The organism is Roseibium sp. Sym1 (assembly GCF_027359675.1).
In the GTDB taxonomy this organism is placed as follows: domain Bacteria; phylum Pseudomonadota; class Alphaproteobacteria; order Rhizobiales; family Stappiaceae; genus Roseibium.
Genome location: NZ_CP114786.1, coordinates 1,554,964 through 1,571,316 on the forward strand (window position 1 = coordinate 1,554,964; position 16,353 = coordinate 1,571,316).

Here is a 16,353-nt window from a genome sequence, read left to right on the forward strand (position 1 = left end):
CGCCGCTTTCGTCGTTTCAGGGCCCGGGCAGGAGGCCGGGACACGACTTTTGAATTGCCCGCCGGCGGGGGAAAATGCTCTACACTTTGAGCAACTGATTCGCTTGGGCACCGCCTTTCATGTTTTCACGCGCCGGCAGGAAACCCCTGCCTGACCATATCGAAATCGACGACGGCACCCGCGCCGTCCGCATCCGCCTGAAGGCCAACCCGCGGGCACAGCGCTACCTGCTGCGCCTGCCCGCCGACAGGTCCGGGCCGGTGCTGACGGTCCCCAGGGGCGGCAACCTGGCCCGCGCCGAGCATTTCGCGCGCCAGCATATCGACTGGCTGCTGGAGCGGCTCCAGGACCGGCCGGAACACGTTCCTTTCTCTCCCGGCGATCTCGTTCCCCTGCGCGGAGACGACCATGTCATCGTGCCGACGGGAAAACTGCGCGGCCTGGTCAGCGCCGGCGAAACGGAGGACGGATACCCGGCCCTTCTTGTTCCGGGCGCTGAAGATCATATTCCGCGCAAGGTCACGTCCTGGCTCAAGGAACAGGCCCGGGCGGACATCACCCGGCAGGCGGGCCTGCACGCCGCGGCGATCGGCAGGAAGATCGCCGCGATCAGCATTCGCGACACCAGGAGCCGCTGGGGCTCCTGCGCCTCCAACGGGCGCCTGTCCTTTTCGTGGCGCCTGATCCTGGCGCCGCCGGAAATTCTCGACTATGTCGCCGCCCACGAAGTCGCGCATCTTAAGGAAATGAACCATTCCGCCCGGTTCTGGCGCCTGTGCGAACACCTGGCGCCGCAAACGCCGGGCGCCCGCATCTGGCTGAAGGAAAACGGCCAGCGCCTGCACGGATACGGGTAACCAGGGCATATGCCAGTGCTCTGGGCTGTCACGACAGCCTAGGGTCAGGACTCATTAATTTGATTGAAATGGCGCGATAAGCGGGCTTCCTGCCCGGTTGAGCGGTGTGACGCAGCAGATCGAAGCCGTTTTTGCGTCCCTCCGGGATAGGGTGAATTTGCCCGGCAACGTCGTTGCAAATCTTTGGAAACCGGACGGTTTCCTGCGGATTCGCGCCTCGTATCCGAACAAATTCATCCCTACCATTTCATTCAAATTAATAGGTCCTGACCCTAGCTCTGTTGTCTTCGCGCAGGGATCACAGACTTGAGAATCCGTGCGCCAAGTTGATTGACGCCGAGCCCCGCCACCACAAGCACTGCCGCGGCCAGTTTCCAGCTTTCGAGCGCCTCGTCCAGCAAGACGGCCGCCGACAGAAACCCGACCACCGGGACCAGCAGCGTAAAAGGTGCCACGACGGCAGCCGGATATCTGGAAAGCAGTGTGCTCCAGATGAAAAAGCCCAGCAACGTCGTCGGGTAGACCACGTAGAAAAGAGCTGCTGCGCCGCCGAGGGTCAGGTGTTCAATTGCCTGACCGAGCTGCCGGGGCCCTTCAAGGGCAAGGGATAACAACAGCAGCGGCAGAGGTGCGACGAGGCTGCCCCAGGCGACCAGCGCAAGCATGTCCACGCGGCCGATCCGTTTCGAAACGAGGTTCGCCGCCGCCCAGGAACAGGCGGCCAGAAGCACCAGAACCAACCCCGTCATGGTGGTTTCCCCGCCTGTATTGAGGGCGACAAGTCCAAGACCCGACGCCGCGAGGCCGGCACCTGCCAATTGCGAAGGACGGACTTTTTCCCTGAAGAGGATGGCCGCCAGCCCAATCGTGACAAAGACATGTCCCTGCAACACCAGCGACGCCAGGCCGGCCGGCATGCCGAGCGCCATGCCGGTAAACAAGAGCGCAAACTGAATTGCGAACATGAAGAGACCATAGAGAATGATCAGCCGGACCGGTGCATTTGGCGGTCTTAGGAAAAAGACGGCAGGGACGGCCGCCAGTGCAAAACGCAGGGCTGCAAAGAATACAGGTGGGAAATCCTGCAGGCCGATCTTGATGACCACAAAATTGAGACCCCAGATCGAAACCACACCCAGGGCCAGAGCGACGTCACGCGGTCTCACCGGCGCCCCTCCGGTTCGCCAGCGTCGCCGCGCCCGCGCTTATGCGCCTCTGCGATGATCACCTTGTTCAAGATCCGCACCGCGCCGACCATCAGTAACCGCATGTCCCTGACGATATAGTCGGCAAGATCGGCATCTGTGATGTCCTCACCGTCGATATCGAGTCGGAAGCCTTGGCCTTGAAGGCCGCCGCCATTGGAAAAATCGATCTCGAAATCGAAGCAAACACGTTTTTCGGATGGATTTCGGGTCATTGGCTGTCCTCCTACGGTGGACTAAAGCCGCCAAGGCGTATATTGTGAAATTAATTATTCAATAACTATTGATTAGAAAACTCGATCAATGGATGATCAAGTCCTGAGGAGCTTTGTCGCTGTCTGCGACCGTCTGAACTTTCGGGAAGCCGGCGAGGATGTCGCACGCACGCAATCTGCGGTCAGTCAGCAAATCAAGGGTCTGGAATCGGAGCTGGGCGTGCAATTGCTGCAACGCTCGACACGCTCGGTTGCCCTGACCCCGGCCGGCGAAACTTTCTACCGCCATGCCAGGAAATTGCTGGACCTGCGCCAGATAGCGGTTTCAGAAACACGCGGGACGTCTGAACGGCCCAGGTTGCGGATTGGCGCCACGGATGACGTTGCCGCCTACGGTCTCGTGCCGGCGCTGAGGTCCATCGAACAGGATGGGGAAGCCTGTTCCCTAGACCTTGAAACGCGGCCGTCGGAGGCATTGCTTCAGGAAATCGGCCACAGATACGACCTCGTGATCCTGGTGATGCCGGAGCGCTCCCAGGCGGGGACGCTGGTTGCGAGCCTGCCGCTTGTCTGGCTGGGCGACGCTGCTTCGGCAAAAGAAAATCCCCTGCCACTGGCAGTCTATGCGGACAAATGCGCCATGCGGGAAGCAGCCCTTGCCGCGCTTGACCGGGCCGGGATCAGATGGATCACCAAGGCGAAGGTATCGGGGTTGCTGGTCATCGAAGCCGCGATCCGGGCCGGTCTGGCGGTTGCGCCCGCCTTGTGCTCCCTGCACGCACCCGGATTGCCAAGGCTCACTGGATTGCCTGCCTTGCCACCGCTTGAACTCCGGATCGTTGCAGGCAGCGCCCTGGGGGAGAGGTATCTGGAAAGTGTGACCCATAGGCTTCGGACCACGGTTGAGTCGCAAGCCTGAAGGGAATTTTCCCTTCGGTGCACTGCCTGGCAGCCCTTCGCCTGTTCCTGCCGGGAAATTTGTTGCAATCTTTCGCAATTGGGCTTCGTATTAACCCATGCCAACCGGGGGGATGCCATGACGTTCAGAAGCTTTCGGAATAAAATGCTGGGATTGGTATTGCTTCTGACAGGCTACAGCCTGGCGGCAACCGGTGCCGCCATTGCCGACAGCTGCTGGAACCACAACGGGTCGCTGATGCGCCTGCAGGCACAGGGCAACCAGCGCTGGCTGTCCTATGAGCGGCCCCGCGGCGTCCTCGCCAATGCGGGCGTCCGGCCCGGCACGCTGCTCTTCAACGGCGTGAAGAACGGCAACTGGTACTCGGGAACGGCCCGGGTCTTTTCCAAATACTGCCCCGGCTCACCGCTGGAATATTTCGTGGAAGGTCCCGTGCGCGGCGACCAGCTCCAGGTGACCGTCACCGGCACCCGCGAGATCCATGACCGCTGCCGCCCGACCGGCCGCTTCACGACCGACACGCTGGTGTTCACCTACAGCCATCAGTGTTGAGGTGACCTTCCCTCGGGTTTCAAACACCTCTTCCTCATCCTGAGGAGGACCGCCAGGTCCGTCTCGAAGGGTCGACGGCAAGGGGAAGAACAAGCACTCATCCAAGCGCAACGCCCGTACCTACGGCGGCATGGGCGAGACGGTGGACTACGGCGCCTATAAGCATATGCCCGGCGTTGCCTAATCCACCACCGCAGAAGGCTACTTTGCCATTCTCAAGCGCGGCATTATCGGTGTTTACCACCACGTCTCAGAAGCTCACCTGAAGCGCTATCTGGCGGAGTTTGATTTCCGCTACAACTACTGTGCTTCGCTCAAGGTTTCCGATAAGGAACGCGCTGATAAGCTTCTTGAAGTTGCGCGCGGCAAGCGCCTTACCTATCGGCGGATTGACGAAGCCGCGCACGCTTAAGCAGAAAGCGCGCAAATTATTTCGAAGACGTGGCAAAACAACGGGGACAACCTGATCTACAGCTTGCCCGAGAGTAAGAATCGGTTTTCGTTGAAAAGTGGTGGGCACGGTCCAGGTGCCCACCACTCACTGAAACAAGCCGAAAGAGGGCTCGCTAGTGATTACGCAACCGAAACTACCTGACTCGTTCGAGTATGCAAGTCCTCTCTCTGCGAACAGCACAGAAAGGGCCTTTTATGGCTTATTTTGCCGTCAGCTATCAGCTGAATAACTCTAAGGACTACCCCACTCTTTGGGACGAGATGAAACGCCTGAATGCACACAAGGTGATGCGCTCGTTCTTTTTCTTGGACCTCAACAACACTGCGTCAGAAGTTCGGGACCACCTTCAGGGGTTTATCGATGATGACGACGCGGTGATGGTCGTTCCTTTCGATCAGCGCCCATATCACCACAGGGCGTATCAGGGCACTAACAACTGGATCAGCGAACGCTTCGGCTAAAGCTCATCTATCTCTCCTGAGCAGCGCGGCTTTCGACCGAGCAGAAGGCCGCGCTCGTCCCAAGCAGATAGCCCAAGCAACGAAAGTATGATGTTAGCGATCCTTCTTTTCATCTTTCGTCTCCTTGGCCTGCTTGCCTTTGCTAATCTTAGGATCAGGCGGCGTATTGAGCATCCGTTTTAGGACCTCGTCGCCCTTTTCCTGATCTGGTTTTTATCGGTGTCTGATATGAATACTTCAAAATCAAAAAAACCGGTTCGACATTCTGGCCCTAAATTCCGCAAGACGCCGGACGGCCACTATTTCACCGGGCTTTGGAGCGAACGACATTGCATGCTGGTCGGTCAAATAGCTACCTACTGGACAACCGTCGAAGATGAAATGATTGAGATCCTGCGGGACCTATCTGGCGGTCACCTAGACTTACCAGCTCGGCAAATCTTTCGCTCCATTACCTCGAACGAAGCCAGGCGGAAACTACTATTGAATCTTCTTGAAAAATCACCGCTGAATAAAGGTAAGGGTGATTTCTACGACACCGTGATTTCTTCTTTCTATAGCCTGAATGGACGACGAAACGATTATGTTCACGGCATGTGGTTCACGTTGGACGACTATTCGACAGCATTTTTATCGAGCAGATCGATAGATGACCTATTCTTTCTTGAAAAGCGAGAAGTACCAATCCATGAACTCGAAGTACTTATCCGTGACATGGACTCGCTAATGGGACTGCTCAAGGATCATCGTGTTCAGAAGCTTTGCCCATCTGCCAAATAGGCAACATTTCGCGAAACGCTGCCCCTACAAGAAGCTCCAAAAAATGACGGTCGTTTGGATCATCGCTTAGGAAATACCGACCGCCAGCGATAACCCCGACCTCAATCTTCTCAGGCGTGACTTCGATTTCCTCAGGGAATCAGGCTTATCGCGATCTTGCTACGTCAAACTTATAATTCCCCCCACAAGGGGGAGGGGATCAGGCCCGGGAAACGAGCATGTTCAACAAGCCCGAAAGGGGGCTTGAGTACGGCTGTTGCTCGGGTCGTCGGCGTTGCGTTGCGCCTTCCGCTCCCCACAAGGCAAGGCAATCGCATTTGGCAGAGCATGGCTCCCTCTCCCTGTGGAAGAGGGGTGGGGTGAGGGAACAAACGCCTGAGGCCTGCAGAAAAGTCTGCCCCCTCACCCGGACCTTCGGTCCGACCTCTCCCAGTGGGAGAGGTAAACTGGCGACCGCGGACAGGACGTCAGTCAAATGCGATTGACCAGCCCTGTGGGGAGGGGTGGGGATTCCCTTCCAGAACCTGAATTCCCTGCCGGAAAGCACAGTCCGCGCCTAGCCGCCGCCGAAGAGGTTCCGGAGCAGGTTGAGCGGGCCGCGGCGTTCGCCGGAGCCGTTGTCGCCGCCGATGGGGGCCGGGGGGATGGGGTCGCTGCCCGATCCCACGCTGGCGCTCGGTACGGGTTTGCGCGGCGCGGACACGCTGGCGGGCAGATTGGGCACGCCGGGAAGGTCCGCCACCGGCAGGCCCTCATGGGCCTTGTCCATGACCTCTTTCCAGACCAGGGCGGGCAGGCCACCGCCGGTGGCCTTTTTCGTCGGTGAATTGTCGTCGTTGCCGAACCAGACCGCGGTGGTCAGGTTGCCGGTATAGCCGATGAACCAGGCATCGCGGAAATCCTGGCTGGTGCCGGTCTTGCCCCCGGCCGGCCGGCCGCTTTCCAGCCTGGCCTTGCGCCCGGTGCCGGTCACCAGGGTTTCGGACATCATCAGGTTCATTTCGCCGACGAGGCGGCGCTCCACGACACGGCCACGCCCGTCACCCGAGCGGGAATAGAGCGTCTTGCCGTCGACCGTCTTGATCCGGCGGATGATGTGCGGCAGCACGCCGTAGCCGCCGTTGGAGAGCGGCACATAGGCGCTGGCGATTTCAAGCGGCGTCACTTCGGACGTTCCAAGGGACAGGGACAGGTTCTTTTTCATTTCCGACGAGATGCCGAGCCGTTTCGCGGTGTTCGCCACCGTACCGGCGCCGACCTCGTGGGCCAGCTGCGCGGCCACCGTATTGAGGGACAGGCTGAGCGCGCGCGTCAGCGTCACCGGGCCATAATGTTCCTTGGTGTAGTTCTGCGGCGACCAGTTGCCGTATCTCACCGGCCGGTCCTGACGCACGGTCTGAGGGGTCATGCCGTTTTCCAGGGCCGCCAGATAGACAAAGGGCTTGAAGGAGGAGCCGGGCTGACGCTTGGCATAGACCGCGCGGTTGAACTGGCTCCTGGAATAATCGGCACCACCGACCAGCGCCTTGACGGCGCCGGCGGTATCAAGCGTGACGATGGCGCCCTGCCTGACACCGTATTTGTCCCGGTTTTCCTTCAGCGCCGAGCGCAGCGCCTGTTCCGCCGCCTGTTGCATGGCCGGATCGATGGTCGTGTCGACAATGATGTCCTTCTCGATCGAGCCGACAAAATGCGGCAGCACGTCCATGACCCAGTCGGCGGCGTAGTTCTCGCTGGCGGTGGTGTAGCGGCGCACGACCCTGGCCGGGGCCGCGAGGGCGTTCTTGGCCTCGTCGTCGGTGATGTAGCCTTCCTCGTTCATCGCGGCGAGCACCAGTTGGGCGCGGTCTTCGGCGAGATCCGGATTGCGGGCGGGGGAATAGCGTGAAGGCGCCTTGAGCAGTCCGGCAATCGTGGCCGCCTCGGCAATGGTCAGAAGGCGGGCGGACTTGCCGAAATAGCGCCGCGCGGCGGCATCGACCCCGTAGGCGCCCGAGCCGAGATAGACCCGGTTCAGGTACATTTCGAGGATCTCGTCCTTGGAATACTCGGCTTCCAGCCAGAAGGCGAGCACCAGTTCCTGGATCTTGCGCTTGATGGTCCGGTCCGGTTCCAGAAACAGGTTCTTGGCGAGCTGCTGTGTCAGCGTCGACCCTCCCTGCTGCAGGCGTCCGGAGGTGAGGTTGGTCACCATGGCGCGCGCGAGGCCGACCGGGTCTATACCGAAATGGGAGCGGTAGCGGCGGTCCTCGATCGCGATCACCGCATTGGGCAGGTAGGGCGGCAGCTGTTCCAGCCGCACGGCCTCGCCGCCGGTATCGCCCCGGTTGGCGATCAGATCACCATTCGAGGCAACAATCTTCACGTTGGGCGGCCGCGCCGGCACCTGCCATTCGGAGGTCGGCGGCAGGAAGGCCGCGTAATAGCCGACGACACAGACCATGGCGATCGTGCCCCAGATGCCGAGCACCATCGACCAGTAGAGGCCACGCTTGACCAGCCGTCCGAGGGCTGTCGGTGCCTGGAAACGGTTCTTGCGTTTGGCGGCCCGCCGCTTGGCGCCGGAGCGTCCACTCCGGGGCTTGCCCTTGCCCGAGCCGCCGCGGGACGGCTTGCGGCTTGTGGCGGCCGTTTTTTTCGGCGCCGCCTTCTTGCGCGTGCCTGTTTTGGTCGTTTTCCGGGATTTCGGTTTGGACGACGTCTTGCCGGAGGGCGCGCTCGGGCGGTCCCGCGGACTCAGACGCAAGTCCAGCAGGCTGCTTTCGCTTTCTCCGAATGTCGGCTCAATACGCGGCTGGCGCTTCGCCCGAGTCGCCATTGATCCCTTGTCCCTTATTGAATCCGGCAAAACACCGGTTTCCCCGGGAATGATCCTAGAATGCGGCAATTTAAGGGGGCGTTAAGGCTTCGGATTTTTGCGGGGGGCAAGGTGAGGCTTGAATTGGGGGTCACCCCGGGCGAGCGGAGCGAGACCCGGGGCCTACTCATTCCCGGAGCCGCTGTAGTTGATGCTGCAGAGCAGCCCCCAACGACCTCAACACTCTCCCAAGCGGAAAGGCAAGTGGGCCCCGGATCTGCGCTTTCGCTTGTCCGGGGTGACACTGTGGTTGGGAGACGATCCCGCCGGACCTAGCTGGAATAGCGGCCGGCATCCGCGCCGTAATAATTGACGTAGCGCGTGTTGAGTTCGGAGACCGGCATGATGATGAGGACATCGGTGGTGCCGAATTGCCGGTCGACCACGGCGCCGTCGCCGATAAAGGCGCCGAGGCGCAGGTACCCCTTGACCAGGGGCGGCAGGGCGCGCAGCGCGTCCCTGGCATTGAGTGCGCCTGCTTCCAGACGGTTCATCTCGACATACCGGTCTTCCACGGCGCGCACGCGCCATTGTTCCGGGGCACGCGCATTGTGGTGCAGGAAGGAAAGCTGACCCGCGATGGCATCCGGATTGGTCCCCTCGATCGACGCGCAACCGAGCATGACATCGATGTTGTGCCGCAGGACATAGGCCCAGATGCCGTGCCAGAGCAGCTCGACGGTTTTCTTGTTGCGGTAGGGTTTCAGCACGCAGGACCGGCCCAGTTCCATGAACCGCTTGTCCGGATTGGCATCGATCAGGGACTGGATGTCGAATTCGCCGGCCGTGTAGAACCCGCCGTGACGGTCGGCGACTTCCTGGCGCAGGATGCGGTAGGTGCCGACGATTTCCGGTTTCAGCCGGCCCAGCTTGTTGCGTTTCAGCGAGGCATGGTCCACCACCAGCAGGTGATCGCAATAGGCGTCGAACGGATCGGCATCCCTGCGCGTTGCCAGCGTGTGCGCGTCGGCAATTGCCGACATTTCCTCATAGAAGACCTGGTAGCGCAGCCGCTGTGCCTTTTTGACTTCCTTGAAGTTCCGGGCCATGCGGACTTCCAGGGAGCCGATGCGGCCGAGGGTTTCACCTGTCTTGACCGGAGTGCGGAGGGGGGCGGGACGCGGGGCGTTTGCCAGGGTGGCGCGCGGGCGCATCGCCGGTGTGAATTTGCGAACCAGTTTCCTGGGAGAAAACAGCCCTTGCCGCATTATGGACATTCCACCCTCATGTATTCCTTTTGGCGCACGACGGTGGTTTTCACAGGCTGGACACTGCTCCACCACCCGGTTTTCCTTTGCCGGGACAAGACCCCGGCGACGGAAACCGTGCTTTGATGCTGCCGTAGAACATACTATTCCGACAACTGGATGACATCCGGTTTTTTTCCGGACCCTTTCCAGAGGCAAGATACTCCAGTCTGTCCGGTTTGTGAATTTAGGCGGGAGCGGGCAGCGGAAATTCTACTCTGGGTGGGTCCGCCGCCGGCCCGCCTCGGGCGTCACGACCGGCCGATGTCGGACAAGGCGTCGGAAATGTCCTCGACGGAAAGCGGTTTGGTGAGATAGCCGGCCGCGCCGACCTCCGCGGCCTGGTCGCGGGCGTCCTTCATGACATCCGCGGTCACGATCAGCACCGGCACCTGTGGCCGTCCGCTTTCCCGTTCGTCCGCCCGGATCTGGCGAATTGCCTGGAAACCGTCGAGACCCGGCATGTGCAGGTCCATCAGGATGGCGTCATAGGCACCGCTTGCCGCTTCCTCGACGGCCTTCTCGCCGTCTACCACCATGACCGGCACATGGCCGAGCTTGCGCAGCATGGCCTCGCTCAAGAGCCGGTTGATGTCGTTGTCCTCGGCGACCAGCAGGCGGAGAGGCCGGGCAGGCACCTTGTGCCGGTTGGACAGGAAGCCGTTGCTGAGCGGCTCGGCACTGACATCCCAGGCATGTTCCATGCCCGCATCGTCAAGCAGGCCGGCAAAGATCTGCACCAGCGTCTCGATGCGCACGGGCCGGATCAGGTAGGCCGCGTATCCGGCTTCGCGCAGATGCTCGAGCCGCTCGCGTTCCGGTGGCGCGATCATGACGATTGCCGGGGCCCGGCACCCTGTCAGACGCGCGGAAGCGAGCCATCCGCCGCTGTCGGAAAGGGCGGCATTGTCCACCACGAGCAGGTCCGCTGCGGCGAGACAGCTGTCAAGCTCGGGATTGCCCGGTGCCAGCACCGCGACATCCGCCCGGTGCCGCCTGAGCCTTTCGGCCAGCAGCGGGCATTCGATCTTGCTGTTGCTGACAAAGACGACCTTGCGGCCCGTGACCTTTTCTAGGCGCGGGTCACGGTCCGCGGACAGGTCTTCGGGAATCGGCAACGAGACCCGGAAGAGAGCCCCGCCTTCATGGGAGGGGCTGGCGGAGATTTCGCCGCCCATCAGCCCGGCGAGACGCTGGGCGATGGCCAGGCCCAGCCCGGTGCCGCCGAATTTCCTGGCCGGACCATGGTCGACCTGCTCGAATTCCCGGAACAGGCGCCCGGCCTCGCCCTCGTCGAAGCCGATGCCGGTGTCGCGAACGTCGATGTCCAGAAAGCTGCCGCCCTCCGGGTTGGGGCGCCCGGCAAGTTCGATCGCGACCCCGCCCTCGTCGGTGAACTTGATGCCGTTGCCGATCAGGTTGAACAGGATCTGGCGCACACGGGTGGCGTCGAGCGTCACTTCCTCCGGCAGGTCCGGATCGAGCAGGGCGCCAATCTCGAGTTTCCTGGCGTGGGCCCTGGGAGCCAGCAGTTCGACAACGCTCTCGACCAGCGCGCCGACGCGCACCGGCGCGGCGTGGATGTCCAGCTTGCCCGCCTCAACCTTGGAGAAGTCCAGCACCTCGTCGATCAGCAGGAGAAGCGTTTCCCCCGAGGTTTCGAGGGCCTCGATATAGGCGCCCTGTTCCTTGGTCAGGCGGGTGTCGCGCAGGAGTGCCGCCATGCCGAGCACACCGTTCAAAGGCGTGCGGATCTCGTGGCTGACGGTGGCCAGGAAACGCGACTTGGCCTCGTTGGAGCTTTCCGCGGAATGACGCGCGGCAAGCAGTTCCTCCTCGATCACGCGGCGCTCGGTGACGTCCCGCAGGACGGTTTGCACCAGCTGGCGGTCGGTCGCTGTATCGCGGACGGGTATGTCGATGCGGGAGAACCAGCGGCGGCCCTGGGCGGTTTCCAGGTAGAAGTCCTGAAACCCGGCGCCGGTCGTGTTCGGGGCCGTATCGCCGTCGCCGCCAGTCCCGTTGCGCTCGTCCTCGACAAGCGGCAATTCCATCGGACTGCCCGGTTGCAGGTGATGCCCGGAGCCGAAGACATCGTCGGCGGCGGAGTTCACATAGGTGACAATGCCCTCCTGGTCGCGGCGGATGACGACATCACCGAGAGTGGCCAGGATGCTGGCATGGCGTTCATCCGATTCGCCCAGTTCCCAGGCCCGGTCTTCCAGTTCCTCGCAGCGGGCCATCAGGCGGCGGATCTTGTCGTCCTTCACCTGCACGGCCTGGATCGCACGGTGCATGTCGTCGGCAAACAGGCGCCAGACCGCAAGGCCACCGGCAAAAAAAGCGAGGCCGACGCTGAAGAACCGGTTGATGCCTTCGGCCGATACGAGCAGGAAGGCGGCAATCAGGCCGACCACCAGCCCGGCAACGGCCAGATGCTGCAGCGATTTTGCGGGCGCGGATACCGGCAGGTCCGTGGCCCTCCGGCCCGGTCCGACATCGGGTCCGCCGTCTTCAGCATCGTCCGGTTCGATGGCTTCCGAAGTTTTCGTTGAGGTCAGGTTTTCATGTGCAGAGCGATTCTGCCCATCGGCAAGGCGTTGATCTTCCGCGTCGTCGGCATCCGGCACAACATTGGCGGCACGCTCGCTGTTTTGACTGACCAAGATCGTTACTCTCTACAAGACCCAGTTGCCCGGAGAGTGCCGTCTAAACTTTGAGAAACCGTTTCATTTGAAGGAAACAAACAGTAAAAGTTGGCTCGTCCAGGCGGATCAGACCCAGTCCTTCAGCACCGGATGGGTTTCAACCGCGGCAACTCCCTCCATGTCCGCGACCCTGTTGCGCAGCTCGGCCACCTCTTCAAGCGTGCCTGTGCGAACCAGCAGAACCATGTCCCTGTCGCCCGAAATGGACCGGCACTGGACGACACCTTCCAGGCGCGCCAGGGCGGGCGCAATGGCCGCGCATGTCGCGGATCCGGTCCTGATCCAGAGATAGGCTTCGACCCGTGCGGCATCGGGATCGCTGACCCGGACCGTATAGGCCTGGATGATGCCGGCGTCCTCCAGTTTCCGAAGGCGCGCCTGCACGCTGGAGCGGGCAAGCCCGACCTCGGCAGCCAGGGTTTTCAAGGGGGTGCGGCTGTCGGTCTCAAGAAGCCGCAGCAAAGTCCGGTCAATCGAATCCATGTGGTCTTTTACCACTGTCCCGTCCCGATTGCCGCTGCCGGAAACCGGAAAAAAGCCGGTCCGGCCGGTCAAATTGCCGGCGGCAACCGGCCGCGGCCTGCGTTAGAGAACTCCCGGCAGACAGCGGGAGAGTTTCATGCAGTTTCATCTGGACACAAAAAGCTTCACCGCCGAGCGGGCCTGGGACGCAAGGCTTATCGGCGAAGTGGACACTGTCACCATACGCCTTCACTGGACCGACCGGCCCTACAGGTGGCACGTCAATGACGGTCCCGAAGTGTTCGTGGTGCTGGCCGGTACGGTTGACATGCATTACCGCCAGGCCGGCGAAGAGAAGATCCAGCGCCTTGAAGAGGGGCAGATCTTCCTTGCCGAAGAGGGGGACGCGCATGTCGCCCACCCGGTCGGCGAGGCCCGGATCCTGGTTGTCGAGCGCAGGGACAGCGTTTAGGGGACGGACCCATAAATGAAGATGAAATGGTGTGAGGCGAATTGGTCTTCATCAAGGAGTGAAAGCGCAGGAAATGTGGTTCATTTTCAAGACTTTCGCGACGCCGAGGAAGCCCAATTCGGTCAAATCCGAAGGACATGGAAATGGCTTCACTCCGCGTCGTCAGCGCGCTTGACCGGGCAAAAAGCCCGCTCTACGCACCCTTCCTGGCGGTGTTTCGCCATTTTCCATGCCATTTAGTCTTCATTTATGAGTCCGTCACCTAGAGCTTTTCCCGGCCACATTGGTTCCTTCTGCCCGGGAAAAGCTCTAATGAAAAACCCCGGCAGATTTCTGCCGGGGTCCTTGACTTGCAGCGGTCTGCGGTGCCTCAGCGCACGTCGAGGAAACCGATGATCTTGCGGACGTCCTTCAGCACCGGCTCGGCAATGGTGGAGGCCTTTTCGGCACCGTCTCTCAGAACCGTGTCGATTTCCGCCTTGTCTTCCATCAGCCGGCGCATTTCGTCGGTCATCGGCGAGAGCTTGGCCACCGCCAGGTCGGACAGGGCCGGCTTGAAGGCGGAGAACTGCTGGCCGCCGAATTCCTTCAGCACCTCCTCCTTCGACTGGCCGTTCAGCGCGGCATAGATGCCGACCAGGTTGTCCGCTTCCGGGCGGCCTTCCAGGCCTTCGGTTTCGCTCGGCAGGGCATCCGGATCGGTCTTTGCCTTCTTGACCTTCTTGGCGATCGTCTCGGCATCGTCGGTCAGGTTGATGCGCGACAGGTCCGAGGGATCGGACTTCGACATCTTCTTGGTGCCGTCGCGCAGCGACATGATCCGGGTTGCCGGGCCGGCGATCATCGGCTCGGTCATCGGAAAGTACAGATACTCGGGCAGTTCCGGCGACGGCGTCGGGTTCGGCACGCCGATGCCCAGTTCCTTGATCCGGTCCGCGAAGTCGTTGTTGAACTTGGCGGCGATGTCGCGGGTCAGCTCCAGGTGCTGCTTCTGGTCGTCGCCGACCGGAACATGCGTTCCCCGGTAGGCCAGGATGTCGGCGGCCATCAGGTTCGGATAGGCGAACAGGCCGACGGAGGCGTTTTCCCGGTTCTTGCCCGCTTTCTCCTTGAACTGGGTCATGCGGCTGAGCCAGCCCATGCGCGCGACACAGTTGAAGATCCAGGCCAGTTCCGTGTGTTCACGCACCTGGGACTGGTTGAAAATGATCGATTTCTTCGGATCGATGCCTGCCGCCATGTAGGCGGCGGTCACTTCGCGCGTGGCTTCGGCAAGCTCGTGCGGATCCGGGAAGCCGGCGGTGATGGCGTGGCTGTCGACGACGCAGAAGATGGTCGGCATCTGGTCCTGCAGCGGCACCCAGCGCGACACTGCGCCCAGGTAGTTGCCGAGATGAAGATTGCCGGTCGGCTGGACGCCGGAGAAGACACGGGGCTGGAACTCCGCCATTTCAGATCCCTTTATTGGTGCGGCCGGTTGGAAGGGCGCTGTAGAATGTTTGGGCGCGCCGGGTTTAAGCCCGCACCAGGTCTTATGCAAGCTGGAAACGGCGGAGAAACACGTTTCGCCGTCAGGTGTTGCGCCGTGTCAACGCTTTCAGCATGCCGAGGAGGTTCGAGCCGCCGCTGAGCTGGGTGAAGAGCGCAAAGGTTACCATGCCGGTGAGGACCAGCAGGACCAGGCTTGCCGCCCGGATGAGCAGCCAGGTGTCGGTCAGCCAGGGTGCAAGGGCCCGGGCCGCGAAATAGACGACGACACCCATCAGGAGGCTCGCCAGCAGGACCAGCGTCAACCGACGCAGCAGCTTGAGATCCGGCGCGAAATGTCCGCGCTTCCAGAGCACGACGATCAGGAGGCCGGTATTGACCCAGCCGGCCAGCGTGGTCGCCAGCGCGATGCCGACATGCTTGAGCACCGGGAAGAGCGCAATCGACAGCAGCACGTTCACCACCATGCCGGCGATCGCGAACTGCATCGGCGTCTTGGTGTCCTCCCGGGCGAAGTAACCTGGCGAGAACACCTTGTTGAGCACGAAGGCGGGCAGGCCGAAGGCGAAGGCGGTCAGGGCCGCGGCCGTGCCGTCGACGGCGGCCGCATCGAAGCGCACGCGCTGGAACAGCACCGAGACGATCTCGTGGGGTATGACGGCGAGCGCGACCGCCGCCGGCAGGGTCAGAACCAGGGAGAATTCCAGCGCCCGGTTGAGGCTGTGCTGATAGGCCGCCGTCTCGCCCGCGCGCAACTGGCGGGTGAGGCTGGGCAGCAGCACCACGCCGATGGCGATGCCGATCACGCCGAGCGGCAACTGGTAGAGCCGGTCCGCGAAATAGAGCAGGGCGTTGGCGCCTTCCTGCATGGAGGCGATGATCTGGCCGACCGCGATGTTGATCTGGGTGACCCCGCCGGCGACAACGCCCGGAATGCCGAGCACAAGCAGCCGCCGGGCCGATTTCGTGTAGCGCGGCCGGAAGACCGGGATGCGGAAACCGAGCCGCTTCAGGTCGATGACCACGACCAGCAGCTGGACGATGCCGCCGACCGTGACGCCCACCGACAGGATGATACCCAGCGTCAGGTCGGTCTTGACACCGGCGAGCAGCACGCCGCCGAGCACCAGGCTCATCACCACGTTGAGCATCACCGGCGCGAACGCGGCCGCCGCAAACCGCTGATAGGTGTTCAGGATGCCGCCGATGAAGGCCAGCAGCGACATGAAGATGAGATAGGGAAACGCGATCCGCGACATCAGCACGGTCAGGTCGTATTTCGCCGGATCCTCCGCGAAGCCGGGCGCCAGCGCCCAGACCACGAGAGGCATGAAGATCTGCGCCAGGGCGGTGAGCGCCAGGAGGCAGAACAGCAGAGCGGCACCGATCTCGCCGGCAAAGCGGCGCGCGCCCTCGTCGCCCTGTTCCTCGACCGCGCGGCCGAACAGGGGGATGAAGGCGGAGTTGAACGCACCTTCGGCGAACAGGCGCCGGAACAGGTTGGGAAGGCGGAAGGCGACCACGAAGGCATCGGCGACCGGACCGGCGCCGACGGCGGCGGCCAGCAGCACATCGCGCACGAAGCCGAGCAGGCGGCTGAGCAGCGTCGCGCCGCCGACCGTCGCGAAATTGCGGACAAGACTCATGCCGGCCGTGCTCCGGAGACCAATGTGTTC

General features: G+C 62.0%; 14 protein-coding genes and 1 pseudogene. 7 read left to right on the forward strand and 8 right to left on the reverse strand.

Annotated elements, in window-relative coordinates:
* Nucleotides 1-119: 119 nt before the first annotated feature.
* Complete coding sequence (locus O6760_RS07000; RefSeq protein ID WP_269584768.1) at nt 120-857, forward strand: M48 family metallopeptidase; 738 nt, start codon at nt 120-122, stop codon at nt 855-857.
* A gap of 272 nt (nt 858-1,129) precedes the next feature.
* Here the strand turns inward: O6760_RS07000 and O6760_RS07005 are convergent, their stop codons facing one another.
* Nucleotides 1,130-2,023: an EamA family transporter gene (locus O6760_RS07005; protein WP_269584769.1), complete on the reverse strand. Its 894-nt coding sequence runs from the start codon at nt 2,021-2,023 to the stop codon at nt 1,130-1,132.
* Nucleotides 2,020-2,277 (reverse strand): hypothetical protein, encoded by a 258-nt coding sequence (locus tag O6760_RS07010; protein WP_269584770.1) that lies wholly within the window; start codon nt 2,275-2,277, stop codon nt 2,020-2,022. Before O6760_RS07010 ends, O6760_RS07005 begins: the two co-directional genes overlap by 4 nt.
* Before the next feature lie 88 nt (nt 2,278-2,365).
* Here O6760_RS07010 and O6760_RS07015 point away from each other — a divergent pair, with 88 nt between their 5' ends.
* The 5 genes and pseudogenes from O6760_RS07015 to O6760_RS07035 all read left to right on the forward strand — a co-directional run bounded on the left by O6760_RS07015 (nt 2,366) and on the right by O6760_RS07035 (nt 5,443).
* Nucleotides 2,366-3,196: a LysR family transcriptional regulator gene (locus O6760_RS07015; protein WP_269584771.1), complete on the forward strand. Its 831-nt coding sequence runs from the start codon at nt 2,366-2,368 to the stop codon at nt 3,194-3,196.
* A 144-nt stretch (nt 3,197-3,340) separates the two neighbouring features.
* On the forward strand, nt 3,341-3,748 hold the full coding sequence (locus tag O6760_RS07020) for a hypothetical protein (protein ID WP_269584772.1): 408 nt from the start codon (nt 3,341-3,343) through the stop codon (nt 3,746-3,748).
* 190 nt (nt 3,749-3,938) lie between these two features.
* Nucleotides 3,939-4,160, forward strand: a pseudogene (locus tag O6760_RS07025) (transposase); the annotation flags it as partial.
* A 236-nt stretch (nt 4,161-4,396) separates the two neighbouring features.
* Complete coding sequence (locus tag O6760_RS07030) at nt 4,397-4,663, forward strand: CRISPR-associated protein Cas2 (protein WP_269584773.1); 267 nt, start codon at nt 4,397-4,399, stop codon at nt 4,661-4,663.
* A gap of 228 nt (nt 4,664-4,891) precedes the next feature.
* The gene (locus O6760_RS07035) at nt 4,892-5,443 is read left to right on the forward strand and encodes a hypothetical protein (protein WP_269584774.1); all 552 of its coding nucleotides are present in this window, start codon (nt 4,892-4,894) and stop codon (nt 5,441-5,443) included.
* Nucleotides 5,444-5,999: 556 nt separating this feature from the next.
* Here the strand turns inward: O6760_RS07035 and O6760_RS07040 are convergent.
* The 4 genes from O6760_RS07040 to O6760_RS07055 form a co-directional block, all read right to left on the reverse strand.
* Nucleotides 6,000-8,261, reverse strand: a complete 2,262-nt coding sequence (locus O6760_RS07040; RefSeq protein ID WP_269584775.1) for a transglycosylase domain-containing protein — start codon at nt 8,259-8,261, stop codon at nt 6,000-6,002.
* A 311-nt stretch (nt 8,262-8,572) separates the two neighbouring features.
* Nucleotides 8,573-9,508, reverse strand: a complete 936-nt coding sequence (locus O6760_RS07045) for a GNAT family N-acetyltransferase (protein WP_269586224.1) — start codon at nt 9,506-9,508, stop codon at nt 8,573-8,575.
* A 290-nt stretch (nt 9,509-9,798) separates the two neighbouring features.
* Nucleotides 9,799-12,213, reverse strand: a complete 2,415-nt coding sequence (locus tag O6760_RS07050; protein WP_269584776.1) for a PAS domain-containing hybrid sensor histidine kinase/response regulator — start codon at nt 12,211-12,213, stop codon at nt 9,799-9,801.
* Between the two features lie 108 nt (nt 12,214-12,321).
* Nucleotides 12,322-12,738, reverse strand: coding sequence for an Lrp/AsnC family transcriptional regulator (locus O6760_RS07055; RefSeq protein ID WP_269584777.1), 417 nt, complete (start codon nt 12,736-12,738; stop codon nt 12,322-12,324).
* 136 nt (nt 12,739-12,874) lie between these two features.
* Between O6760_RS07055 and O6760_RS07060 the strand changes: the two genes are divergently transcribed.
* Entirely contained in the window at nt 12,875-13,189 is a 315-nt protein-coding gene (locus tag O6760_RS07060) for a cupin (RefSeq protein ID WP_269584778.1), read from the forward strand.
* A 370-nt stretch (nt 13,190-13,559) separates the two neighbouring features.
* On the opposite strand, the gene trpS is transcribed toward O6760_RS07060, so the two are convergent.
* Nucleotides 13,560-14,639 carry a tryptophan--tRNA ligase gene (gene trpS, locus O6760_RS07065; RefSeq protein WP_269584779.1) on the reverse strand — a complete coding sequence of 360 codons (1,080 nt, stop codon included), beginning with the start codon at nt 14,637-14,639 and terminating at the stop codon, nt 13,560-13,562.
* A gap of 121 nt (nt 14,640-14,760) precedes the next feature.
* Entirely contained in the window at nt 14,761-16,323 is a 1,563-nt protein-coding gene (gene murJ, locus O6760_RS07070) for a murein biosynthesis integral membrane protein MurJ (RefSeq protein WP_269584780.1), read from the reverse strand.
* Nucleotides 16,324-16,353: the final 30 nt, after the last annotated feature.

Coding starts and splice junctions, on each gene's coding strand:
- O6760_RS07000 (WP_269584768.1), top strand. CDS start 120: ATGTTTTCACGCGCCGGCAGGAAACCCCTGCCTGACCATATCGAAATC.
- O6760_RS07010 (WP_269584770.1), bottom strand. CDS start 2,277: ATGACCCGAAATCCATCCGAAAAACGTGTTTGCTTCGATTTCGAGATC.
- O6760_RS07015 (WP_269584771.1), top strand. CDS start 2,366: ATGGATGATCAAGTCCTGAGGAGCTTTGTCGCTGTCTGCGACCGTCTG.
- O6760_RS07020 (WP_269584772.1), top strand. CDS start 3,341: ATGCTGGGATTGGTATTGCTTCTGACAGGCTACAGCCTGGCGGCAACC.
- O6760_RS07030 (WP_269584773.1), top strand. CDS start 4,397: ATGGCTTATTTTGCCGTCAGCTATCAGCTGAATAACTCTAAGGACTAC.
- O6760_RS07035 (WP_269584774.1), top strand. CDS start 4,892: ATGAATACTTCAAAATCAAAAAAACCGGTTCGACATTCTGGCCCTAAA.
- O6760_RS07040 (WP_269584775.1), bottom strand. CDS start 8,261: ATGGCGACTCGGGCGAAGCGCCAGCCGCGTATTGAGCCGACATTCGGA.
- O6760_RS07045 (WP_269586224.1), bottom strand. CDS start 9,508: ATGCGGCAAGGGCTGTTTTCTCCCAGGAAACTGGTTCGCAAATTCACA.
- O6760_RS07055 (WP_269584777.1), bottom strand. CDS start 12,738: ATGGATTCGATTGACCGGACTTTGCTGCGGCTTCTTGAGACCGACAGC.
- O6760_RS07060 (WP_269584778.1), top strand. CDS start 12,875: ATGCAGTTTCATCTGGACACAAAAAGCTTCACCGCCGAGCGGGCCTGG.
- trpS (WP_269584779.1), bottom strand. CDS start 14,639: ATGGCGGAGTTCCAGCCCCGTGTCTTCTCCGGCGTCCAGCCGACCGGC.
- murJ (WP_269584780.1), bottom strand. CDS start 16,323: ATGAGTCTTGTCCGCAATTTCGCGACGGTCGGCGGCGCGACGCTGCTC.